At 33.8% G+C, this 16,929-nt stretch carries 17 protein-coding genes, 1 tRNA gene and 2 pseudogenes; 15 read left to right on the top strand and 5 right to left on the bottom strand.

What is annotated here, in order from left to right; translation table 11 throughout:
• The 6 genes and pseudogenes from P8H68_RS13080 to P8H68_RS13055 all read left to right on the top strand — a co-directional run.
• Positions 1-436: pseudogene (locus P8H68_RS13080) on the top strand (OmpA family protein); the annotation flags it as partial.
• A gap of 90 nt (positions 437-526) precedes the next feature.
• Positions 527-3,271, top strand: a complete 2,745-nt coding sequence (locus P8H68_RS13075) for a PD-(D/E)XK nuclease family protein (RefSeq protein WP_300326032.1) — start codon at positions 527-529, stop codon at positions 3,269-3,271.
• A gap of 6 nt (positions 3,272-3,277) precedes the next feature.
• Positions 3,278-4,120 (top strand): alpha/beta hydrolase, encoded by an 843-nt coding sequence (locus P8H68_RS13070; RefSeq protein ID WP_366144948.1) that lies wholly within the window; start codon positions 3,278-3,280, stop codon positions 4,118-4,120.
• Positions 4,113-5,450, top strand: coding sequence for an MATE family efflux transporter (locus P8H68_RS13065; protein ID WP_300326026.1), 1,338 nt, complete (start codon positions 4,113-4,115; stop codon positions 5,448-5,450). The genes P8H68_RS13070 and P8H68_RS13065 overlap by 8 nt, the downstream gene beginning before the upstream one ends.
• Before the next feature lie 43 nt (positions 5,451-5,493).
• Complete coding sequence (locus tag P8H68_RS13060; RefSeq protein ID WP_300326023.1) at positions 5,494-6,249, top strand: enoyl-CoA hydratase/isomerase family protein; 756 nt, start codon at positions 5,494-5,496, stop codon at positions 6,247-6,249.
• A gap of 14 nt (positions 6,250-6,263) precedes the next feature.
• Positions 6,264-6,716 (top strand): 6-carboxytetrahydropterin synthase, encoded by a 453-nt coding sequence (locus P8H68_RS13055; RefSeq protein WP_300326020.1) that lies wholly within the window; start codon positions 6,264-6,266, stop codon positions 6,714-6,716.
• A 95-nt stretch (positions 6,717-6,811) separates the two neighbouring features.
• Here the strand turns inward: P8H68_RS13055 and pth are convergent, their stop codons facing one another.
• The 3 genes from pth to P8H68_RS13040 all read right to left on the bottom strand — a co-directional run bounded on the left by pth (position 6,812) and on the right by P8H68_RS13040 (position 9,086).
• On the bottom strand, positions 6,812-7,387 hold the full coding sequence (gene pth / locus P8H68_RS13050) for an aminoacyl-tRNA hydrolase (RefSeq protein ID WP_300326017.1): 576 nt from the start codon (positions 7,385-7,387) through the stop codon (positions 6,812-6,814).
• A 117-nt stretch (positions 7,388-7,504) separates the two neighbouring features.
• Entirely contained in the window at positions 7,505-8,116 is a 612-nt protein-coding gene (locus tag P8H68_RS13045) for a 50S ribosomal protein L25/general stress protein Ctc (RefSeq protein ID WP_300326014.1), read from the bottom strand.
• Between the two features lie 28 nt (positions 8,117-8,144).
• Positions 8,145-9,086, bottom strand: coding sequence for a ribose-phosphate pyrophosphokinase (locus P8H68_RS13040; RefSeq protein WP_300326011.1), 942 nt, complete (start codon positions 9,084-9,086; stop codon positions 8,145-8,147).
• Between the two features lie 141 nt (positions 9,087-9,227).
• Here P8H68_RS13040 and P8H68_RS13035 point away from each other — a divergent pair.
• The 7 genes from P8H68_RS13035 to P8H68_RS13005 all read left to right on the top strand — a co-directional run bounded on the left by P8H68_RS13035 (position 9,228) and on the right by P8H68_RS13005 (position 13,984).
• Positions 9,228-9,309: transfer RNA gene (locus P8H68_RS13035), tRNA-Leu, on the top strand.
• 86 nt (positions 9,310-9,395) lie between these two features.
• Entirely contained in the window at positions 9,396-9,917 is a 522-nt protein-coding gene (locus P8H68_RS13030) for a hypothetical protein (RefSeq protein WP_300326008.1), read from the top strand.
• A 129-nt stretch (positions 9,918-10,046) separates the two neighbouring features.
• A complete protein-coding gene (locus tag P8H68_RS13025; RefSeq protein WP_300326005.1) occupies positions 10,047-10,442 on the top strand; it encodes a hypothetical protein in 396 nt (131 codons plus the stop codon).
• A 145-nt stretch (positions 10,443-10,587) separates the two neighbouring features.
• On the top strand, positions 10,588-10,980 hold the full coding sequence (locus tag P8H68_RS13020) for a hypothetical protein (RefSeq protein ID WP_300326002.1): 393 nt from the start codon (positions 10,588-10,590) through the stop codon (positions 10,978-10,980).
• Positions 10,981-11,079: 99 nt separating this feature from the next.
• Positions 11,080-11,958, top strand: coding sequence for an MbnP family protein (locus P8H68_RS13015; protein ID WP_300325999.1), 879 nt, complete (start codon positions 11,080-11,082; stop codon positions 11,956-11,958).
• A gap of 51 nt (positions 11,959-12,009) precedes the next feature.
• The gene (locus tag P8H68_RS13010; RefSeq protein ID WP_300325996.1) at positions 12,010-13,116 is read left to right on the top strand and encodes a cytochrome c peroxidase; all 1,107 of its coding nucleotides are present in this window, start codon (positions 12,010-12,012) and stop codon (positions 13,114-13,116) included.
• A 22-nt stretch (positions 13,117-13,138) separates the two neighbouring features.
• Positions 13,139-13,984, top strand: coding sequence for a hypothetical protein (locus P8H68_RS13005; protein WP_300325993.1), 846 nt, complete (start codon positions 13,139-13,141; stop codon positions 13,982-13,984).
• Positions 13,985-14,064: 80 nt separating this feature from the next.
• On the opposite strand, the gene P8H68_RS13000 is transcribed toward P8H68_RS13005, so the two are convergent.
• Complete coding sequence (locus tag P8H68_RS13000) at positions 14,065-15,054, bottom strand: aspartate-semialdehyde dehydrogenase (RefSeq protein WP_300325990.1); 990 nt, start codon at positions 15,052-15,054, stop codon at positions 14,065-14,067.
• A gap of 273 nt (positions 15,055-15,327) precedes the next feature.
• On the opposite strand from P8H68_RS13000, the gene P8H68_RS12995 reads away from it, so the two are divergent.
• Entirely contained in the window at positions 15,328-15,927 is a 600-nt protein-coding gene (locus P8H68_RS12995) for a hypothetical protein (protein ID WP_300325987.1), read from the top strand.
• Between the two features lie 26 nt (positions 15,928-15,953).
• On the top strand, positions 15,954-16,712 hold the full coding sequence (locus P8H68_RS12990) for a c-type cytochrome (protein ID WP_300325984.1): 759 nt from the start codon (positions 15,954-15,956) through the stop codon (positions 16,710-16,712).
• A 7-nt stretch (positions 16,713-16,719) separates the two neighbouring features.
• Here the strand turns inward: P8H68_RS12990 and P8H68_RS12985 are convergent.
• Positions 16,720-16,929, bottom strand: a pseudogene (locus tag P8H68_RS12985) (hypothetical protein); the annotation flags it as partial.

Genomic DNA, 16,929 nt, shown 5'->3' with positions numbered 1-16,929 from the left:
TGATTGGAATGTTCTTCCAGCAATTTCTACAGTTTCTGTATCAAGATATATGAACTATGGATTGAGTGTAAGAGTCTCTGGATCTTTAAATAAAATAGATAAAGGAGCTGGATCTTTAGCGGATGTAGATGGTTTGTCTTTTTTCTCTTTAGAAGCAGCTGCTTTATACGACTTAAATAAATTATTTGGTCAAACAGGATGGTGGGATCCTTATGTGTCTTTTGGAGTTGGAGGTACTTGGGTTGATGATGCTTCAGGTTTCCAGGTTGCACCAGGTGCTGGTTTTAATACTTGGTTCAATGATAATGTTGGGTTATCTTTTACTAGTATATATAGTGTAGGTGTAGCTGGAGATGGTTTTGTAAATCAAGTGGATGCATCTAGTTACTTCCAACATTCTTTAGGATTGATTATCAAATTTAACGGTGACGAATAGTCTCTGTGAATCATGGTGAGAACCATGTAAATAATTTTTTAAATAACCGTTTTCAAGCAATTGAAAACGGTTATTTTTTTATATTCGTGTATGAAAAGTTTTTTGTCTGAAGTAGTAGAACAATTGTTAAAAGAGAATAGCTCAATTGTAGATTTGGTATGTGTTTTGCCAAGTGAAAGAGCGGGTGTCTTTTTGAAAGAAGAATTTAAAAAGCAAATTTCAGGGACTACTTTTTTACCAAAAATAATAAGTATTGAAAAATTCATTGAAACCATTTCTGGGTTTCAGAAAGCCGAAACAGTGCCCCTGTTGTTTGAGTTTTATAAAGTTTATTTAGATTCTGAAAAAGTCAATCCAGAGAGCTTTGATTCTTTTGCTCAATGGGCTTCTATAGGTTTGCAAGATTTTAATGAGGTAGACCGTCACTTGGTTGATTGTGAAGACCTGTTTTCTTACTTAAAAGATATTAAGAGAATAGAAGATTGGGATATAGAAAATGGCAATTCTTCTGAAATGATGAATAAGCACCTGAGTTTTATGGAAAACTTAGGTAGGTATTATTTTGATTTCTACAACTTTTTAAAAAAAGAGAAAAAGGGGTATCAAGGGTTGTTATACAGAGAAGCGGCAAACAAGGTAGCGTCTTATATAGATGACAACAGGAACAGTAAAATTGCTTTGATCGGTTTTAATGCTTTGAATAAAGCAGAAGAAAAGATTTTTAAAATTCTGTTGGAAAGTAATATCGCAAATGTTTATTGGGATTCCGATGCGTATTATGTAAATTCAAAAAAAGAAGCAGGCTCGTTTTTAAGAAACTATAAATCCAATTGGACTTATTTTGAATCCAATCCTTTTGATAAGGTTTCTGATAATTTTTCAAAAAATAAAAATATTACGGAGATAGCAGCTTCAAAAAATATAACGCAAATAAAAGGGGTTGGTGAGCTGTTAGAGAAATTAGAAAGTAGTGAACGTACGGCTTTGGTATTAGCTGATGAGAGTTTATTATCCCTAACTTTAAATTCTCTTCCAGCGAATGTTGATAAATTGAATATCACGATGGGATATCTGTTAAAAGATATGCCTATTTCTGGTTTTTTTGAAACGGTTTTTGATTTGTACTTGAATCAAGTAAAACTTGATAAAGTAGAAGCGAATGCGTTTTATTTTAAAGATGTCTTTAGATTCCTTGAAAACCCTTTTACGATAAAGCTTTTTTCAAACAGTGATTTGTTGGCACAACTAAAACAAAATCTGATAGCGGAAAACCAAGTTTTTATTTCTTCAGATTTAGTTGATAGGCATCTATCCGAAAATGAGGAACTGAGATTGCTAGGTGGATTGTTTAAAATGTCACAATCTGTAGATGTTTTTCTTTCTGCCATTATTTTAGTAATCGATGCTCAAAAGGAAAATTTTGAAGGTTTTGAAAAGGAATGTTTGTTTCGTTTTTATAATCTTTTTGTACAGTTACAGAACTTAAATGGAAGTTATAGTCATATCAAATCCATAAAAACATTAAAGTCGATTTATAAGCAACTGATTGCAACAGAAAAATTATCATTCCAAGGGGAGCCTTTGAGTGGTTTGCAATTGATGGGGATGCTGGAGACACGTGTGTTAGATTTCGAAACCGTAATTTTAACGTCTATGAATGAAGGGATCTTGCCGGCAGGTAAATCCGAAAATTCATTCATTCCTTTTGATGTCAAACAGCAATATAATTTACCCACTTATCAAGAGAAAGACGCAATTTTTGCCTACCATTTTTATAGATTGATCCAAAGAGCAAATGATGTGTACTTATTTTATAATACGGAAACAGATGCTTATGGAGCTGGCGAAAAAAGTAGATTTTTAACCCAATTGGAAATTGATGGAATTGAAATTACAAAAAAATCTATAGCTCCATTGGTGACTAGTGAGTCCAAGGATGAAATTGTGGTAGAAAAAACGGATGAAGTTATTTCTACTTTAAAGAAAATTGCTGCGAATGGTTTTTCTCCATCGGCTTTAGCAAAATATATCGAAGATCCATTATCATATTATAAAAGATATGTACTGAAAATAAAAGATTTAGATGAAGTAGAGGAGACTGTTGCTGCAAATACAATGGGGACTATCATTCATGATGTACTAGAAGATTTTTACAAACCTTATATTGGACATTATTTAAAACCTGAGCATCTTAAAGTTATGCTGACAGAGTACAAGGATAAAACGGAGGTTTATTTCAGACAACATTTTAAAAATGGGAACATTGTATCAGGTAAGAATAAATTGATTTTTGAGGTTTCAAAAGATTTTATTTGTAGATTTTTACAACAGGAACTTGATCTACTCAAGAGTGGTAGCACTCTAAAAATATTAGGTACAGAAACTGTTTATTCATATGAATTAAATATTCCAAATCTTGATTTTCCAATTAATGTAGGAGGTTCTGTAGATAGAATTGATGAGTTGGATGGCGTTTTGAGAATTGTGGATTACAAGACAGGTAAAGTAGCTCAAGCGGAATTAAAATTGTTAGAGTTTGAGAAAATTCCAACAGACTATAAATATACCAAAGCCATGCAGGTAATGTTATATGCGTACTTGTATACCAGGAATAACAATCATAATTTCGCAATTCCTTTAGAAGCTGGAATATTTTCTTTTAAAAATAGAAATGCTGGATTTTTAAAATTGAATTTTGCAAAAGGCAGAAGTATGGATAGTATGGTGACAGAGGAAAGAATTGTTGAGTTTATGGAGGTGATGCATGAATTAATCACTGAGATTTTTGATAAAACCATTCCATTTAAGGAAAATAAAGATAGACCCTTTCAATAGATGAAGATGAAGAATAGAAGTATCAAAGGAGAGCATAACAAACCTATTTTATTAGATGTTTGTTACAAAAAAAACAACAGGAAAAAACCATTGGTTATTTTTTGCCATGGATACAAAGGCTATAAAGATTGGGGAGCATTTGACTTGATGTCAGATAATTTTATTGAAAACGACCTTTTCTTGGTGAAATTTAATTTCTCTCATAACGGGGGAACTGTTGAAAATCCGATTGATTTTCCCGACTTAGAAGCTTTTGGAGAAAATAATTATTCCAAAGAACAAGATGATCTAAATTCCGTTCTTGATTGGGTTTTGTCTGAATCTGACTTCAAAGAAGAATTAGATAAAAATAATATTACTCTTATTGGTCATTCCAGAGGGGGTGGTGCGGTCATTCTTAAAGCCGCTTACGACACTAGAATTACTAAATTAGTGACATGGGCTTCTGTATCCGACTATAAATTAAGGTTTCCTGATGGGCCAATTCTAGAACATTGGAAAAAAGAAGGTGTTGCCTATATTGAAAACACAAGGACATTACAGCAGATGCCTCATTATATTCAGTTTTATGAAGATTTTGTAAAGAATGAAGAGAAGTTGACCATAAAAACTGCGGCTCAGCAACTTCAAATCCCACACCTTATAGTTCATGGTACAGAAGATGCTACGGTTCCTTTAGCAGAAGCTAAAAGTATTCAAAATTGGAGCGAGAAAAGTAGTTTGTTTATCGTTGAAGGAGGAGATCATGGTTTTGGTGCAAAGCAACCTTGGGAAAGTTCTGAATTACCTGTAGATTTTGCAGAGGTACTTGTTGAGACTATAGATTTTATCAAATCAAAAAATGAGTAAAGTCAATCGAGTTGGGTTTAAGGAAATAAATAAATTAGCTATTCCGTCTATCATAGCTGGGATAGCCGAACCTTTGCTTTCTATTGTCGATACGGCAGTTGTAGGAAATGTTTCTTTTGATTCAATTGAAGCTTTGGCTGCCGTGGGAATTGCTGGGTCTTTTATCTCGGCGATTGTTTGGGTGATTGGGCAAACTCGCGCTGCTATTTCTTCAATAGTTGCTCAGTACGTTGGGAAAAATCAGTTGGAAAAGATCATTTCTTTACCTGCACAAATGATTGGAATCAATTTAGTCTTGAGTTGTATATTATTCTTTACAACCTCTTTTTTTGCGACTCAAATATTTGAACTATACAATGCATCTGGTTCGGTGCTAGAATATTCTGTGAGTTATTATAGAATTCGAGCTTGGGGATTGCCCTTTTCTTTATTTGTATTTACGGTAATGGGAGTTTTTACGGGGTTGCAGAATACCTTTATCCCAATGCTAATAAGTATTACAGGAGCACTTATCAATGCCGGTTTAGATGTATTATTGGTATATGGTGTTGATGGAGTTGTAAATCCGATGCACGTTGAGGGAGCAGCCTATGCTAGTGTTATTTCTCAATTTATTATGGCATTTATGGCCTTGTTGTTTTATGTAAATAAAACACCTTTTAAATTGTTCTCCTTTGCTAAATTTCATTTCGAGATAAAACGTTTGTTGTCGGTAAGTGTCAATTTATTTGTTCGAGCACTGGCATTAAATTTAGCGCTGTATTTAGCAAACTCCTATGCGACCGACTATGGTAAAGAATTTATTGCTGCTCAGACAATATGTTTTCAGGTTTGGTTGTTTTTTGCCTTTTTTGTAGACGGTTATGCTAGCGTAGGTAGTATTATATCAGGAAAATTAAAAGGAGAAGGATCTCAGGAAAGACTGCAGTTTTTGGTGAAAGATTTATGTAAATATGGAGTGTTGGTGGCCTTTGTATTGATGGGGATTTGTTTTGTGTTTTACAATCAAATAGGAAAAATATTTACCTCAGATACCGAAGTTTTAGAGGTGTTTTATATGGTTTTTTGGTTGGTGATTGCTACACAACCAATAAATGCATTAGCCTTTGTATATGATGGGATTTTTAAAGGCTTGGCGGAAGCTGTAGTATTGAGGAATACAGTAGCTGTTGCTACTTGCATAGGTTTTATTCCAACTTTGTTGATTGCAGATTATTTCGATTTGAAATTAATTGGAATATGGCTAGCATTTACTGTGTGGATGTTATTTAGGTCAGGGATTTTATTTGTGTATTTTAAAAAGAATGTAACCCTGCTATTGAAAAGATAGTTATCGCTATGGAGTTGTATCTTTAATAATGTAAATTTGAATTATGAATTTAGGAACAATACATACAACGATAGAGAATACTATTGCGACAGTTACATTTTTTCATCCAGCAAGTAACTCATTTCCGAGTACCTTATTGGAGAAACTAAGCAATGAATTTAGTGATTTAAGCAGTAATGCTGATGTAAAAGTCATCGTGTTAAAAAGTCAAGGAGAAAAGGCTTTTTGTGCTGGTGCTTCTTTTGATGAGCTTTTGTCTATAAAATCTAAAGAGGAAGGAATTGAGTTTTTCATGGGCTTTGCAAATTTGATCAATGCGATGAGAAAATGTTCTAAATTGATTATTGGATGTGTGCAAGGAAAAGCTGTTGGTGGTGGCGTTGGTTTGGCTTCTGCCTGTGATTATGTGATAGCGTCAGAATCGGCATCCATAAAACTTTCTGAGTTTTTTATTGGAATTGGTGCGTTTGTTATTGAACCAGCGGTCACTAGAAAAATTGGAAAAGCTGCATTTTGTCAATTATCTCTCGAGGCAACAGAATGGCATTCTGCTAAATGGGCACAAGAGAAAAACTTATACGCTAAAGTAACAAAGGATCAAGAAACGATGTCAAACGAAGCTTATCAATTGGCAGAACAATTAGCAGGATATAATCCACAGGCTTTAAAAGAAATGAAAAAGGTTTTTTGGGAAGGGACTGAAAATTGGGATGTTTTATTAAAAGATAGAGCTTCTATAAGTGGTGACTTAGTTTTGTCAGATTTCACCAAAGAAGCGCTTACTAAGTTTAAGAAATAATGTAACTTTGTCCTATGAATAAAATTAGAATTACCAAGCAATTTGATTTTGAAACAGGTCATGCTTTATATGGCTATGATGGAAAATGTAGAAACGTACATGGCCATAGTTATAAGCTTTCTGTTACTGTTATTGGAACACCAATTGATGATACTAATAATGTCAAATATGGGATGGTAATCGATTTTAGCGATTTGAAAAAAATTGTTAAGAATGAAATTGTAGATGTCTTTGACCACGCTACCGTTTTTAATAAAAATACGCCTCATGTAGAATTGGCCCATGAATTAGAAACTCGAGGGCACTCTGTAATATTGGTAGACTATCAACCAACAAGTGAAATGATGTTGATTGACTTTGCTGCAAAGATTAACGCAAAAATTCCTGCATCGGTAAAGTTACATTCATTGAAATTGCAAGAAACTGGTACTTCTTTTGCCGAATGGCATGCTTCAGATAATGAATAGTAGTTTTTAAAATATAATTTAGTTTTTTGCTAAATTCAAGCATAAAAAAGGTCAATGATTGTTCATTGACCTTTTTTATTGAATGTAAATGTACCTTACAATTCTAAAGGCCCATTATATTTATTCATCGTATTGCTAATTCCCGCAGTTCCAAATTCTTTGATGAGGTTAGCTCCTTTGAACAGTAATTTGGGCATGTATCTGTTTTCTTCTTTAGACCATTCCCCTAAAACATAGTTGGATTGTCTTCCTTTGGAAAAGTTTGCGCTCACACCAAAGCGAAAACGAGGATAGTTTTGGTTTCCTAATTTTTCGTTGATGTCTTTTAAACCATTATGGCCGCCAGCACTTCCTTTTGCTTTAAGTCTGATTGTACCAAAATCGAGATTTAAATCATCTGAGATTACTAGGATGTTTTCTTGAGCTATTTTTTCTTTTTCCATCCAATATCTCAACGACTTACCACTTAGATTCATGTAAGTTGAAGGTTTTAATAAGATAAAAGTTCTGCCCTTGAATTTAAAGGTTGCGACATCTCCAAGCTTATCCATTGAGAATTTTATTTTCTCCATTTCCGCTAGCTCATCCAATATTTTGAATCCAATATTGTGGCGCGTGTTTTCGTATTCAGCTCCTATATTTCCTAAACCTACAATTAAGAATTTTTTCATAATATGTTTTGCGTATTTCAGTTGCCAAAATTAATGATAATAGTGGGATATGTGCCAAAAAAAAGTTCCTTTTGAATATCAAAAGGAACTTTTATGAATTGTAAAGCTTGAATAAACTTATTCTGCAGCAGCTTCTTCAGTTGCTTCTTCAGCACCTTCTTCTCCTTCAACAGGAGCTTGAGCAGCTCTAGACATTCTTACTTGAGCCACAACAGTGTTCTCTGGGTGTAAGATAGTACAGTTAGGAATTATAACTTCTCTAACAAATAATTTGTCTCCAATTTCTAATTTAGAGATATCAGCTTTAATTGCATCAGGCAAGTTAGCAGGCAATGCTTTAACTTTTAATTTACGGTTAGGGAAACGTAACGCTCCACCAATCATAACCCCTGGAGAACTTCCTTCCAATGTAACTGGAATTTCCATAGTAACTTCTTTGTCATCAAATAATTGATAAAAATCAATATGTAAGATTTTGTCAGTTACAGGGTGAAACTGAATGTCTTGTAAAATACAAGTAGCAGCTTTCTCTCCTTCAAGTTCAATCGTTGCAGTATATACATTTGGAGTGTATACTAAATTTTTAAAAGCTTTTTCTTCAGCTGAAAAATGTATAGCGTTTTCTCCTCCGTATAATACGCAAGGCACCTTGTCAGCATTACGTAGTGCTTTTGTAGCAGCTTTTCCTACGCTTTCTCTTTTCGATCCTTTGATTGTAATAGATTTCATTATATATATATTTATTAATATTCTCTAATTATATGATAAACTGGTCGCTAATCGACTTGTTATCTTGTACTTTGTGCATAATATCCGCGAACAAAGGCGCGCAAGTTACAACTTTTATTTTAGAACTCTCCTTTTTCAATGGAATAGAATCAGAAACGATCAATTCTAATAATTTAGAGTTCTCTATTTTTTCATATGCATTCCCAGAAAGTAGTGGGTGAGTAATGATCGCTCTAACACTTAATGCTCCTCTTTCCATCATTACATCGGCAGCTTTTACTAGTGTTCCTCCTGTGTCAATCATGTCATCAACAAGAATTACATTTTTACCTTCCACTTCACCAATAAGCTCCATAGTATCAATAACATTTGCTTTCAAACGTTGTTTGTAACAAATTACTACTTCACTTTGCAAGTGCTTAGAGTAAGCATAAGCTCTTTTTGATCCTCCCATATCTGGAGAAGCCATTGTAATATTGTCTAATCCTAAACTATGGATGTAAGGCATAAAAATAGTAGAACCAAATAAATGATCTACTGGCTTTTCAAAAAATCCTTGAATTTGATCTGCATGCAGATCCATAGTCATGATTCTTGTAGCTCCAGCTGTTTGCAATAAATTGGCAACTAGTTTTGCTCCAATAGCTACACGAGGTCTGTCTTTACGATCCTGACGAGCCCATCCAAAATAAGGCATCACAGCAGTAATATGTCTTGCAGAAGCTCTTTTAGCAGCATCTAAAATCAATAACATTTCCATCAAGTTATCAGAGTTAGGGAAAGTAGACCCAATTATGAAAACACGACGACCACGAACAGATTCTTCGAAGGCTGGTTGAAACTCACCGTCGCTAAATCTAGCAATATTTATTTTTCCAAGTTCAGTTCCGTAATGTTTTGCAATGCTTTCTCCTAGTTCAAAACTTTGCGAACAAGCAAATACTTTTGGTGCTAATTGATTGATAGACATACTATAATGTGTTTGTTTAATTTATTGAGATTTATTGAGGTTGCAAAAATAGAAATAATTTAAGAGCCTACCTCGATATTTTTTAATAAAAATGTTTGTAATTCATTTTTTTTTATAAATTTGCAATCCAATTGCGAAAAAGCCTTGGTGGCGGAATTGGTAGACGCGCTGGATTCAAAATCCAGTTCTTTCGGGAGTGTGGGTTCGATTCCCACCCAAGGTACTAAAAACCTCTTTTGATATTGTTCAAAAGAGGTTTTTTTATACACTTCAATTTCTTAAATTGGGTAAAAAATCTCAATATTTATTTTGTGTTTTATTCCTTTTCTAGTCGAAGGGCAGATCAATTCGCCAACGATAAACATTGAAGAGGGGTATAAGTCTTCTTATGGTGGTGGAGCGTCTTATGGAATAAATTTTAATAGAGATGCATATTTTTGGGGTTTTGCGGTTGATTACTCAACAGTGATTCGTGGTCGATTCGCTTTTATTAGCAGTTTAACGTTTGATCAAGAAACTGAAAATTTATCGAAAGGAGGCCTTGGAGTGGTGAATACATTTACCGCAGTAGCAGGTGTGTCTTATCTATTAACTGATAGATTGACTTTAACAACAGGTCTAGGAAAAGGGTTTTTAGATGATTCCAACGATTCTAAGATATTAAAATTTTCAAATGGCGATTTAGGAACTGGACTTGTTTTTGGATATATGTTTCCAAACTTGATTAAGAATAAAAGATATGTGACATTATGCTCCGTTTCTTTTGAATACAATATTTCTCAATCAGAGTTTACGAATAGTTATGACATAGGAGTTGGATATTCGTTTTAATCATTTCGCTTCTGTATCAAAACACTTCACCTTTATTTAAAGACGCTTCACAATAAAACCTTAAAAAAGAGGTTGTTTGAAGTATATATTTGTTATGTCATAAGGCAATAACATTAAAATAGATACGAGATGAGAGGTAAGGTGATAAATACGGCAGAACTACAAATAGTAGAAATAATTATAAAAAACTGTTACAGAAAGCTGGAGACTCATAAGTTAGAATCGCATCTGTATTCAATGTTTGACACAAAAAAGTTTGAAGATGCAAAACCAGTTGCTGAAGAGTTGTTAGGATGCATTAATGAATATATGTATTCTTCTGAAGAACCGGTGGTAAATATTGATTTTAAACGCGGAATGGATGAGTTGAATTTCTGGTGCATGCGTTTAACAAAAAGATTGAATGGAAGAGAAGATGTGGAATGCAAGGTGGCAGTTGAGTTGTTAATGGATTTAATTAATGATATCAATTCATGCGAGTTAAGAATGAACGATAATTTGGCACGGTTGGGTTTAGTAGCATAGACTATTATGCCTATGTCCAATATAATAAAAAGAAATTGTAGATATTTTAAACCCTTGTAGCATTCATGTTACAAGGGTTTTTTAGTGTGTTAAAGTTTTGTGGGGGAGTTGAATAAAGTTATTTTTGCAAAAAATAATTATATTCTTGAAACAAGTATTTACATATGTGTTGCTTTTCTCACTGGTTGTAAGACCACTTTTTATAGTGGGACATATTGCATACTATGAGTTGAATATAGATTATATTACTGAGAAGTTTTGCGAGAATAAAGACAAGCCACAATTGCAATGTAATGGTAAGTGCCATTTGGCAAAAGAGTTGAGTATTGTTACTGCAGATGTTGCGTCTGATTCAGGAAATGAAGTAAAATTAATTAATTCTTATAAAAGTTTTACACCGCTGTTTTTTCAGAAATCAAAACGTGTTTTTTTAAAGGATAACACATTGCTTCATCTCAAAAAGAAGTCTTTGTATTATTATAGTAACGCTTATTCTTTTAGTTCAGAACTAAGTTTGTTACGTCCTCCCATTGTATAGTTTTTAAATTCTGTAGGGTACCTATGCCCTTTTTTTTGTTTTCATGGAATATTTTGTTCTATGGAGCACGCACCTATATTTAAAACTTATACAATTAAAATGAAAAACTTAAAAAATATTTTATTTGGAGGTATTGCCTTCTTATTAGTGAGCGCTTGTGGTAGTAACGATTCAGAGTTGGATCCTAATATAGGAACCCATGTTTCTGCCATCATAAAATTAGATCATTCTCTAGCAATCGGAGATGAATTTACAATTCAGCAGCAGGCTGATGGGGAAAACCAAACCTTAATCTTAGATAAATTCAAATTTCTTGTTTCTGATGTAGTCGTGAAAACAGCCGATAATCAGATGATTTCAATCCCGAATAATGTGGCGGGTAGTTTGATTGATTTATCTAAAGCAGATGATAAAGAAATTCAAATGTATTTGACGGGAATTCCGAATGGGGAATACAAATCTATTTCTTTTGGAATCGGTGTAAGTGAAGAAGTAGCCAATGGAAGTGCTGATGAGCAATCAAAATTGTTTGATTTGGCTGCGGCTGATATGAATTGGAGTTGGAACCCGAATTCTTATATTTTCTCAAAAATTGAAGCAACAAATAAGTTGAATATGATGCACCACATGGCAAAATCAGAAACAGAGCAAGCAGATGATTTATGGATTCATATTGGTAAAAAAGGAGACTTTGATGGTTACAGAACTGTAACAATAGATTTTCCTCAAAACATAACGGTAAAGTCAGAAGTCTCTCCTAGTGTTCATGTAAAAGTGAATATTGAAAAATTATTCACTCCTAATGATGGCGCATCAGTATATTTAGGAACTCCAAGTACAGTTGATTTTGCTGATAATTATTCAAATATTTTTGAAATTCATCATGTACATCCATTAAACGAAGCTATTAATTTAGAGGATGTTGAAATGGATATGGATCATGATGATGATTCGGGTGATTCAGGTCATAACCACTAAAACTAAGTTCAGTTGCTGGTTGTTTAAAGCTGTCGACTGAAATATTTTACTATGAAATATTTAAAATTACTTAGTGTAGTGTTGTTGTCTTTTGTTGGATGTGATGATGATCAAAAGGAAGAAATTCCTGTATTTGAAATAGGTCTTGAGCAACCGATAAATTTTCCTGCTCCTACTTATGATATAAATGACAATCCAATTGATGCTGCTGGCTTTGAGTTGGGAAGAAAACTTTTTTATGATGTAAAGTTGTCTGATGGGAATACTATTTCTTGTGCGGAATGCCACAATCAAGCTTTTGCATTTACGCATCATGGTCATGATTTAAGTGAAGGAGTTTTAGTGGATCAGTTGGGAGTTAGGAATTCTCAACCGATACAAAATTTAGCTTTTATGAATGCTTTTACCTGGGATGGATCTGTGGAGTTGCTTTGGAGGCAGCCTGTGGTTCCGATAACGGAGAAAGTTGAAATGAATGAAACTTTAGAGAATGTAATAAACAAACTAAAGCAAGATGCTAATTACCCCACAAAGTTTGAAACAGCTTTTGGAGGCGAGGATGCTGTGAACCCAGTGAATATGCTAAAAGCTTTGGCTCAATTTATGGGAGCCATGGTTTCTAGCAACTCTAAATATGATAAATATGTGAGAGGTGAAGTTGGTGGTGATTTTTCGGATGAGGAGAAAGAAGGTATGCGTTTGTTTGAGAATAAATGCGCAAGCTGTCATTCGGGAGAGTTGTTTACAAATCAAGAGTTTGTTAATAATGGTATCGGCGTAAATTCTAAACTTCCAAACGAATTGGGTAGAGCTAGAATTAGTGCTTCTAATCCTGATTTGACAATTGAAGAAGGAAAGGCGCATCCTGATTACTATAAATTTAAAGTGCCTAGTTTGAGAAATGTGGAAAAAACATTTCCATATATGCATGATGGCCGAATTGTTTTGTTGAAGCAGGTATTGGATTTTTATGATACAGATACCTATCCTTATATTCAAAAAATGGATAATTTGGATGTTAGGTTGATCCAAACAATTGATGAAAAAGAGGTTTTAGGAATACCCATGACTGAAGAAGAAAAAGAGTCTATTATTTTATTTTTAGAAACCTTAACCGATGATGAATTTTTAAATGATACACGTTTTGCAAAACCTTAAATTTTCTTTTATATTTTTCTTGATGAGCATCACCGCATTTGCCTGTGATGTTTGCAGTTGCGGTTCTGCTAATAATAGTGTGTTCACCAATGCAATTCATGGTAATTTTATTGGAATGAGTTACAATCATATGTTCTTTCAGTATAAAGAAGGTGTATTTGATGATAGCCCTGTTGCTGATGATAGAATTAACACTGTAACGGTTACTGGGCAATATCAAATCAATGATAGGATTTTGATAAATGCGATTCTCCCATATCGTTTTAATTATCGTTATACGAGTGAAGAAGATGTAAGTGTAAGTGGCTTGGGGGATGTTTCTATCTATGGTTTGATCAGTGTGTTGAATAAAGCAAGCAAGCATGTTTTAAAGTTAGGCCTAGGTTTAAAGTTACCGACTGGTAAGTTTGATTTACAAAGCTCTCAAGACAATAAAACATCTTCAACACAATTAGGTACCGGTAGTTTGGATGTTGCCTTGCCTGTACAATACGCTTTTGGTTTTGGTGATTTTTCATTCAATTTGAGTGCAGTATATTTCGTTAAAAATACCAACAGCGAATCTTTTAAATATGGAAACCAAACGCAGTTAAATACAAGTATTGCTTATGCAATTCCTATCAATAAAGGTTTTATAATGTCGCCATATGTGGGGGTAAATTATGATCAATTCAAAGCTTCAGAGCGTTTTGAAATTATTGATCATCGAACCTCAGGATATATGACAAATACCAATTTCGGAATTCAAATGGAGACAGAAAGGGTTATTATGGGACTAAACTCTCAATTATCACTAGATCAAAATTTAATTGAACATGAGGTTTTGTTCAAGTATGGTTTGGGTGTTTTTGGGTATTGGAGATTTTAACAGATAAAAAAATCCCGTTAGATAATTTCTAACGGGATTTTTGTTTTATAGAACCCTATGCTTGTCGAAGGGTTAATTGCTTATACCAATTCGTTTGCTACTAAATATTCAGCAATTTGAACCGTGTTTGTAGCAGCACCTTTTCTTAAGTTATCTGCAACAATCCACATATTTAATGTGTTTGGTAAAGATTCATCTCTACGAATACGACCTACAAATACTTCATCTTTATCGTGTGCAAAAGCAGGCATTGGATAAGTGTTTGTTTCTAAATTATCTTGTACAACAACTCCAGGGAAATCGTTTAATAACTGACGTACTTCAGCTTCGTCAAAATCATTTACAAACTCTACGTTTACAGATTCAGAATGACCTCCTGCTGTTGGAATACGAACTGCAGTTGCAGTTACAGCAAAAGAATCATCTCTTAAGATTTTCTTAGGCTCTTTTACCAACTTCATTTCTTCTTTAGTGTATCCGTTTTCCATGAAAACATCACAATGAGGAATCGCATTTCTGTTGATAGGGTAATGGTAAGCCATTTCTCCTTCGATTCCTTTAGTTTCGTTTTCCATTTGTCTCACTGCAGCAACACCCGTTCCAGAGACAGATTGGTATGTAGAAACAATCAAACGTTTCATTTGGTATTTTTCATGCAATGGAGCCAACGCCATTACTAATTGAATAGTAGAACAGTTTGGATTTGCAATAATTTTATCTTCTTTAGTCAATACATCACCATTGATTTCAGGGACTACTAATTTTTTAGTAGGATCCATTCTCCAGGCAGATGAATTGTCAACAACAGTTGTTCCGGCATCAGCAAATTTAGGAGCCCATTCAACAGAAGTATCGCCTCCTGCAGAAAATAATGCAATATCAGCATTCATTTTAACTGCATCTTCCAAGGTAACTACAGTATATTCATTCCCTTTAAAAGGTAATTTTTTACCAGCAGATCTTTCAGAAGCAACAGGAATTAATTCTGTTACAGGGAAGTTTCTTTCAGCTAAAACTTTCAACATTACTGTTCCTACCATTCCAGTAGCACCAACTACAGCTATTTTCATTGTATTTAATTTTAATATTTGAGACTGCAAATATCGGACTTTTAGAACTTATAAATATACTTGTTGTGTAAAAATGATAGTAAATGTTTAATTTTTATCAAATTTTATTGAAATGTGATTTTTTTAATTAAACCTTCATTTCTGTTTTGAGTCAAAAACAATGATCACAGTTACGTTAAAAATATCCTATGTGTTCTTCATCAACCTTATCCAATGCAAAAAAATCTATGAAAAATTTTATTGTCATACTTATATGCCTCCTAATGAATGCAAATGGTTTTTCACAAAAAAAATGGAGGCGAAAAGAAACAAGGACGTAAAAAAGAAATGAACGATGAGAAGAAGGAGCTTGACAACCTTGCGGTTCGAACTTTTTCTTGGCTTACTGGAACGTCGACAGATAATGATTATGTTTCTGTCGGGAAGGTCGCACATTATTTTGGGGTGATAAGTTTAAGGTTAGATAGCGGACATACATTGAGTAGAGGTGGACTTGGAAAAAAAGCATTTCAAATACTAAATTTGAATCAGCAAAAGGAAATGCTTGCTTTATTAGAGGAATTAAAAGCTCCGTTAAAGGAATATCATACCTATCACAATTTGTTAAATAGAGAATTAGAAAAATTGTTGAGAAGGGAAGAATTAGATAGAGACAAATGCATTCTCTTTTCGGAAAAACAATTGATGGCTGAAGGGAAAATAGGCTTGATATCAGCACAAAAATTTTATAAGATATACATAACGTTATCATCTTCTCAATTACATCAATTGAAAGAGATGCGTAAGCAAATTACTCAAAAGAAGTTTGTAGAGGTTGAAATGACCAAGGAAGAAAAAAGAAACTCAAACAAAATTCACATGAAGATACTTTAGAATTGTGGAATATTAGTACTCGATTTATGTGTTGGGTAACGGGGACAGAAAAAGATAATGAATTTTCGCCTACCGGCAAAACAAGTCAGCATTTCGGGGTTGTAAGTGTTCGCGTTGGAAGTGGTCATGCTGTCACTAGAGGAGGAGTAAGTAAGCAGGTGTTAAAGGTGTTGAATTCTGAACAAAAGAATAAGTTGAAGCAGTATGTTTCAGTTCAAAAACCTAAGATGACCTTGTTTTTAGAAAAGAGGTTTGAATTGACAAAAGAGCTTAGAAATCTTCTTGAGAAAGGAGAAGTGGATTCAAATAAAGTAATCCAAATCTCAAGGGATATGGGACAACTTGAAGGAGAAATGACTTTGAGTCAGGCAGAATTGTATGTGGAACTACGAGAAACATTTACTCAAGATCAAATTGCCATGTTTTTTGAAATGCGAGCCACTTATTTACCATCAACCAAACAAAAAAAATCTAACTCAGAAAATGCTATAGAAAGAGGAGAAAAAATATTTGCTCTATGTGCGATGTGTCATTCTGTAAAGAAAGGAGAAAACTTGGTAGGACCCTCTTTGTATCAAATTATTGATAAGCCATCTGGAGAACAGGCAAATTATAATTATTCTCATGCAATGGATTCAAAACATATCAAATGGACGTTAAAAAATTTAGATAATTTTTTAGAGAATCCGAAAAAAATTGTTCCAGGAACTAGCATGCCGTTTACAGGTATTGAAAATAAATCAGATAGAAAAGCTCTTTTGGAATATTTAGAAACGTTCCAATAGTATTGATTTATCTCCCCCAGTTACTACCAATAGTGAATTTCCAAGCCCATTGTTCTGGTCCTTTGGCAATGTCAATTCCGGCATGCAATCCATAGTCTTTTGCTAAAAAGTATCTAAAACCACCGCCTCCAGCAGCCTTGATGTTTTGTCCAAATTCAGAGAAGTTTTCCATGGCATCTCCTGCTCCTACAAAACCCACTAAACTCCATCTTTTGTA

The sequence above is a fragment of the Flavicella sp. genome (assembly GCF_029238425.1).
Lineage (GTDB): Bacteria > Bacteroidota > Bacteroidia > Flavobacteriales > Flavobacteriaceae > Flavicella.
The sequence above is the reverse complement of the archived record's forward strand: the minus strand, read 5'-3'. Positions and strand labels throughout refer to the sequence as shown.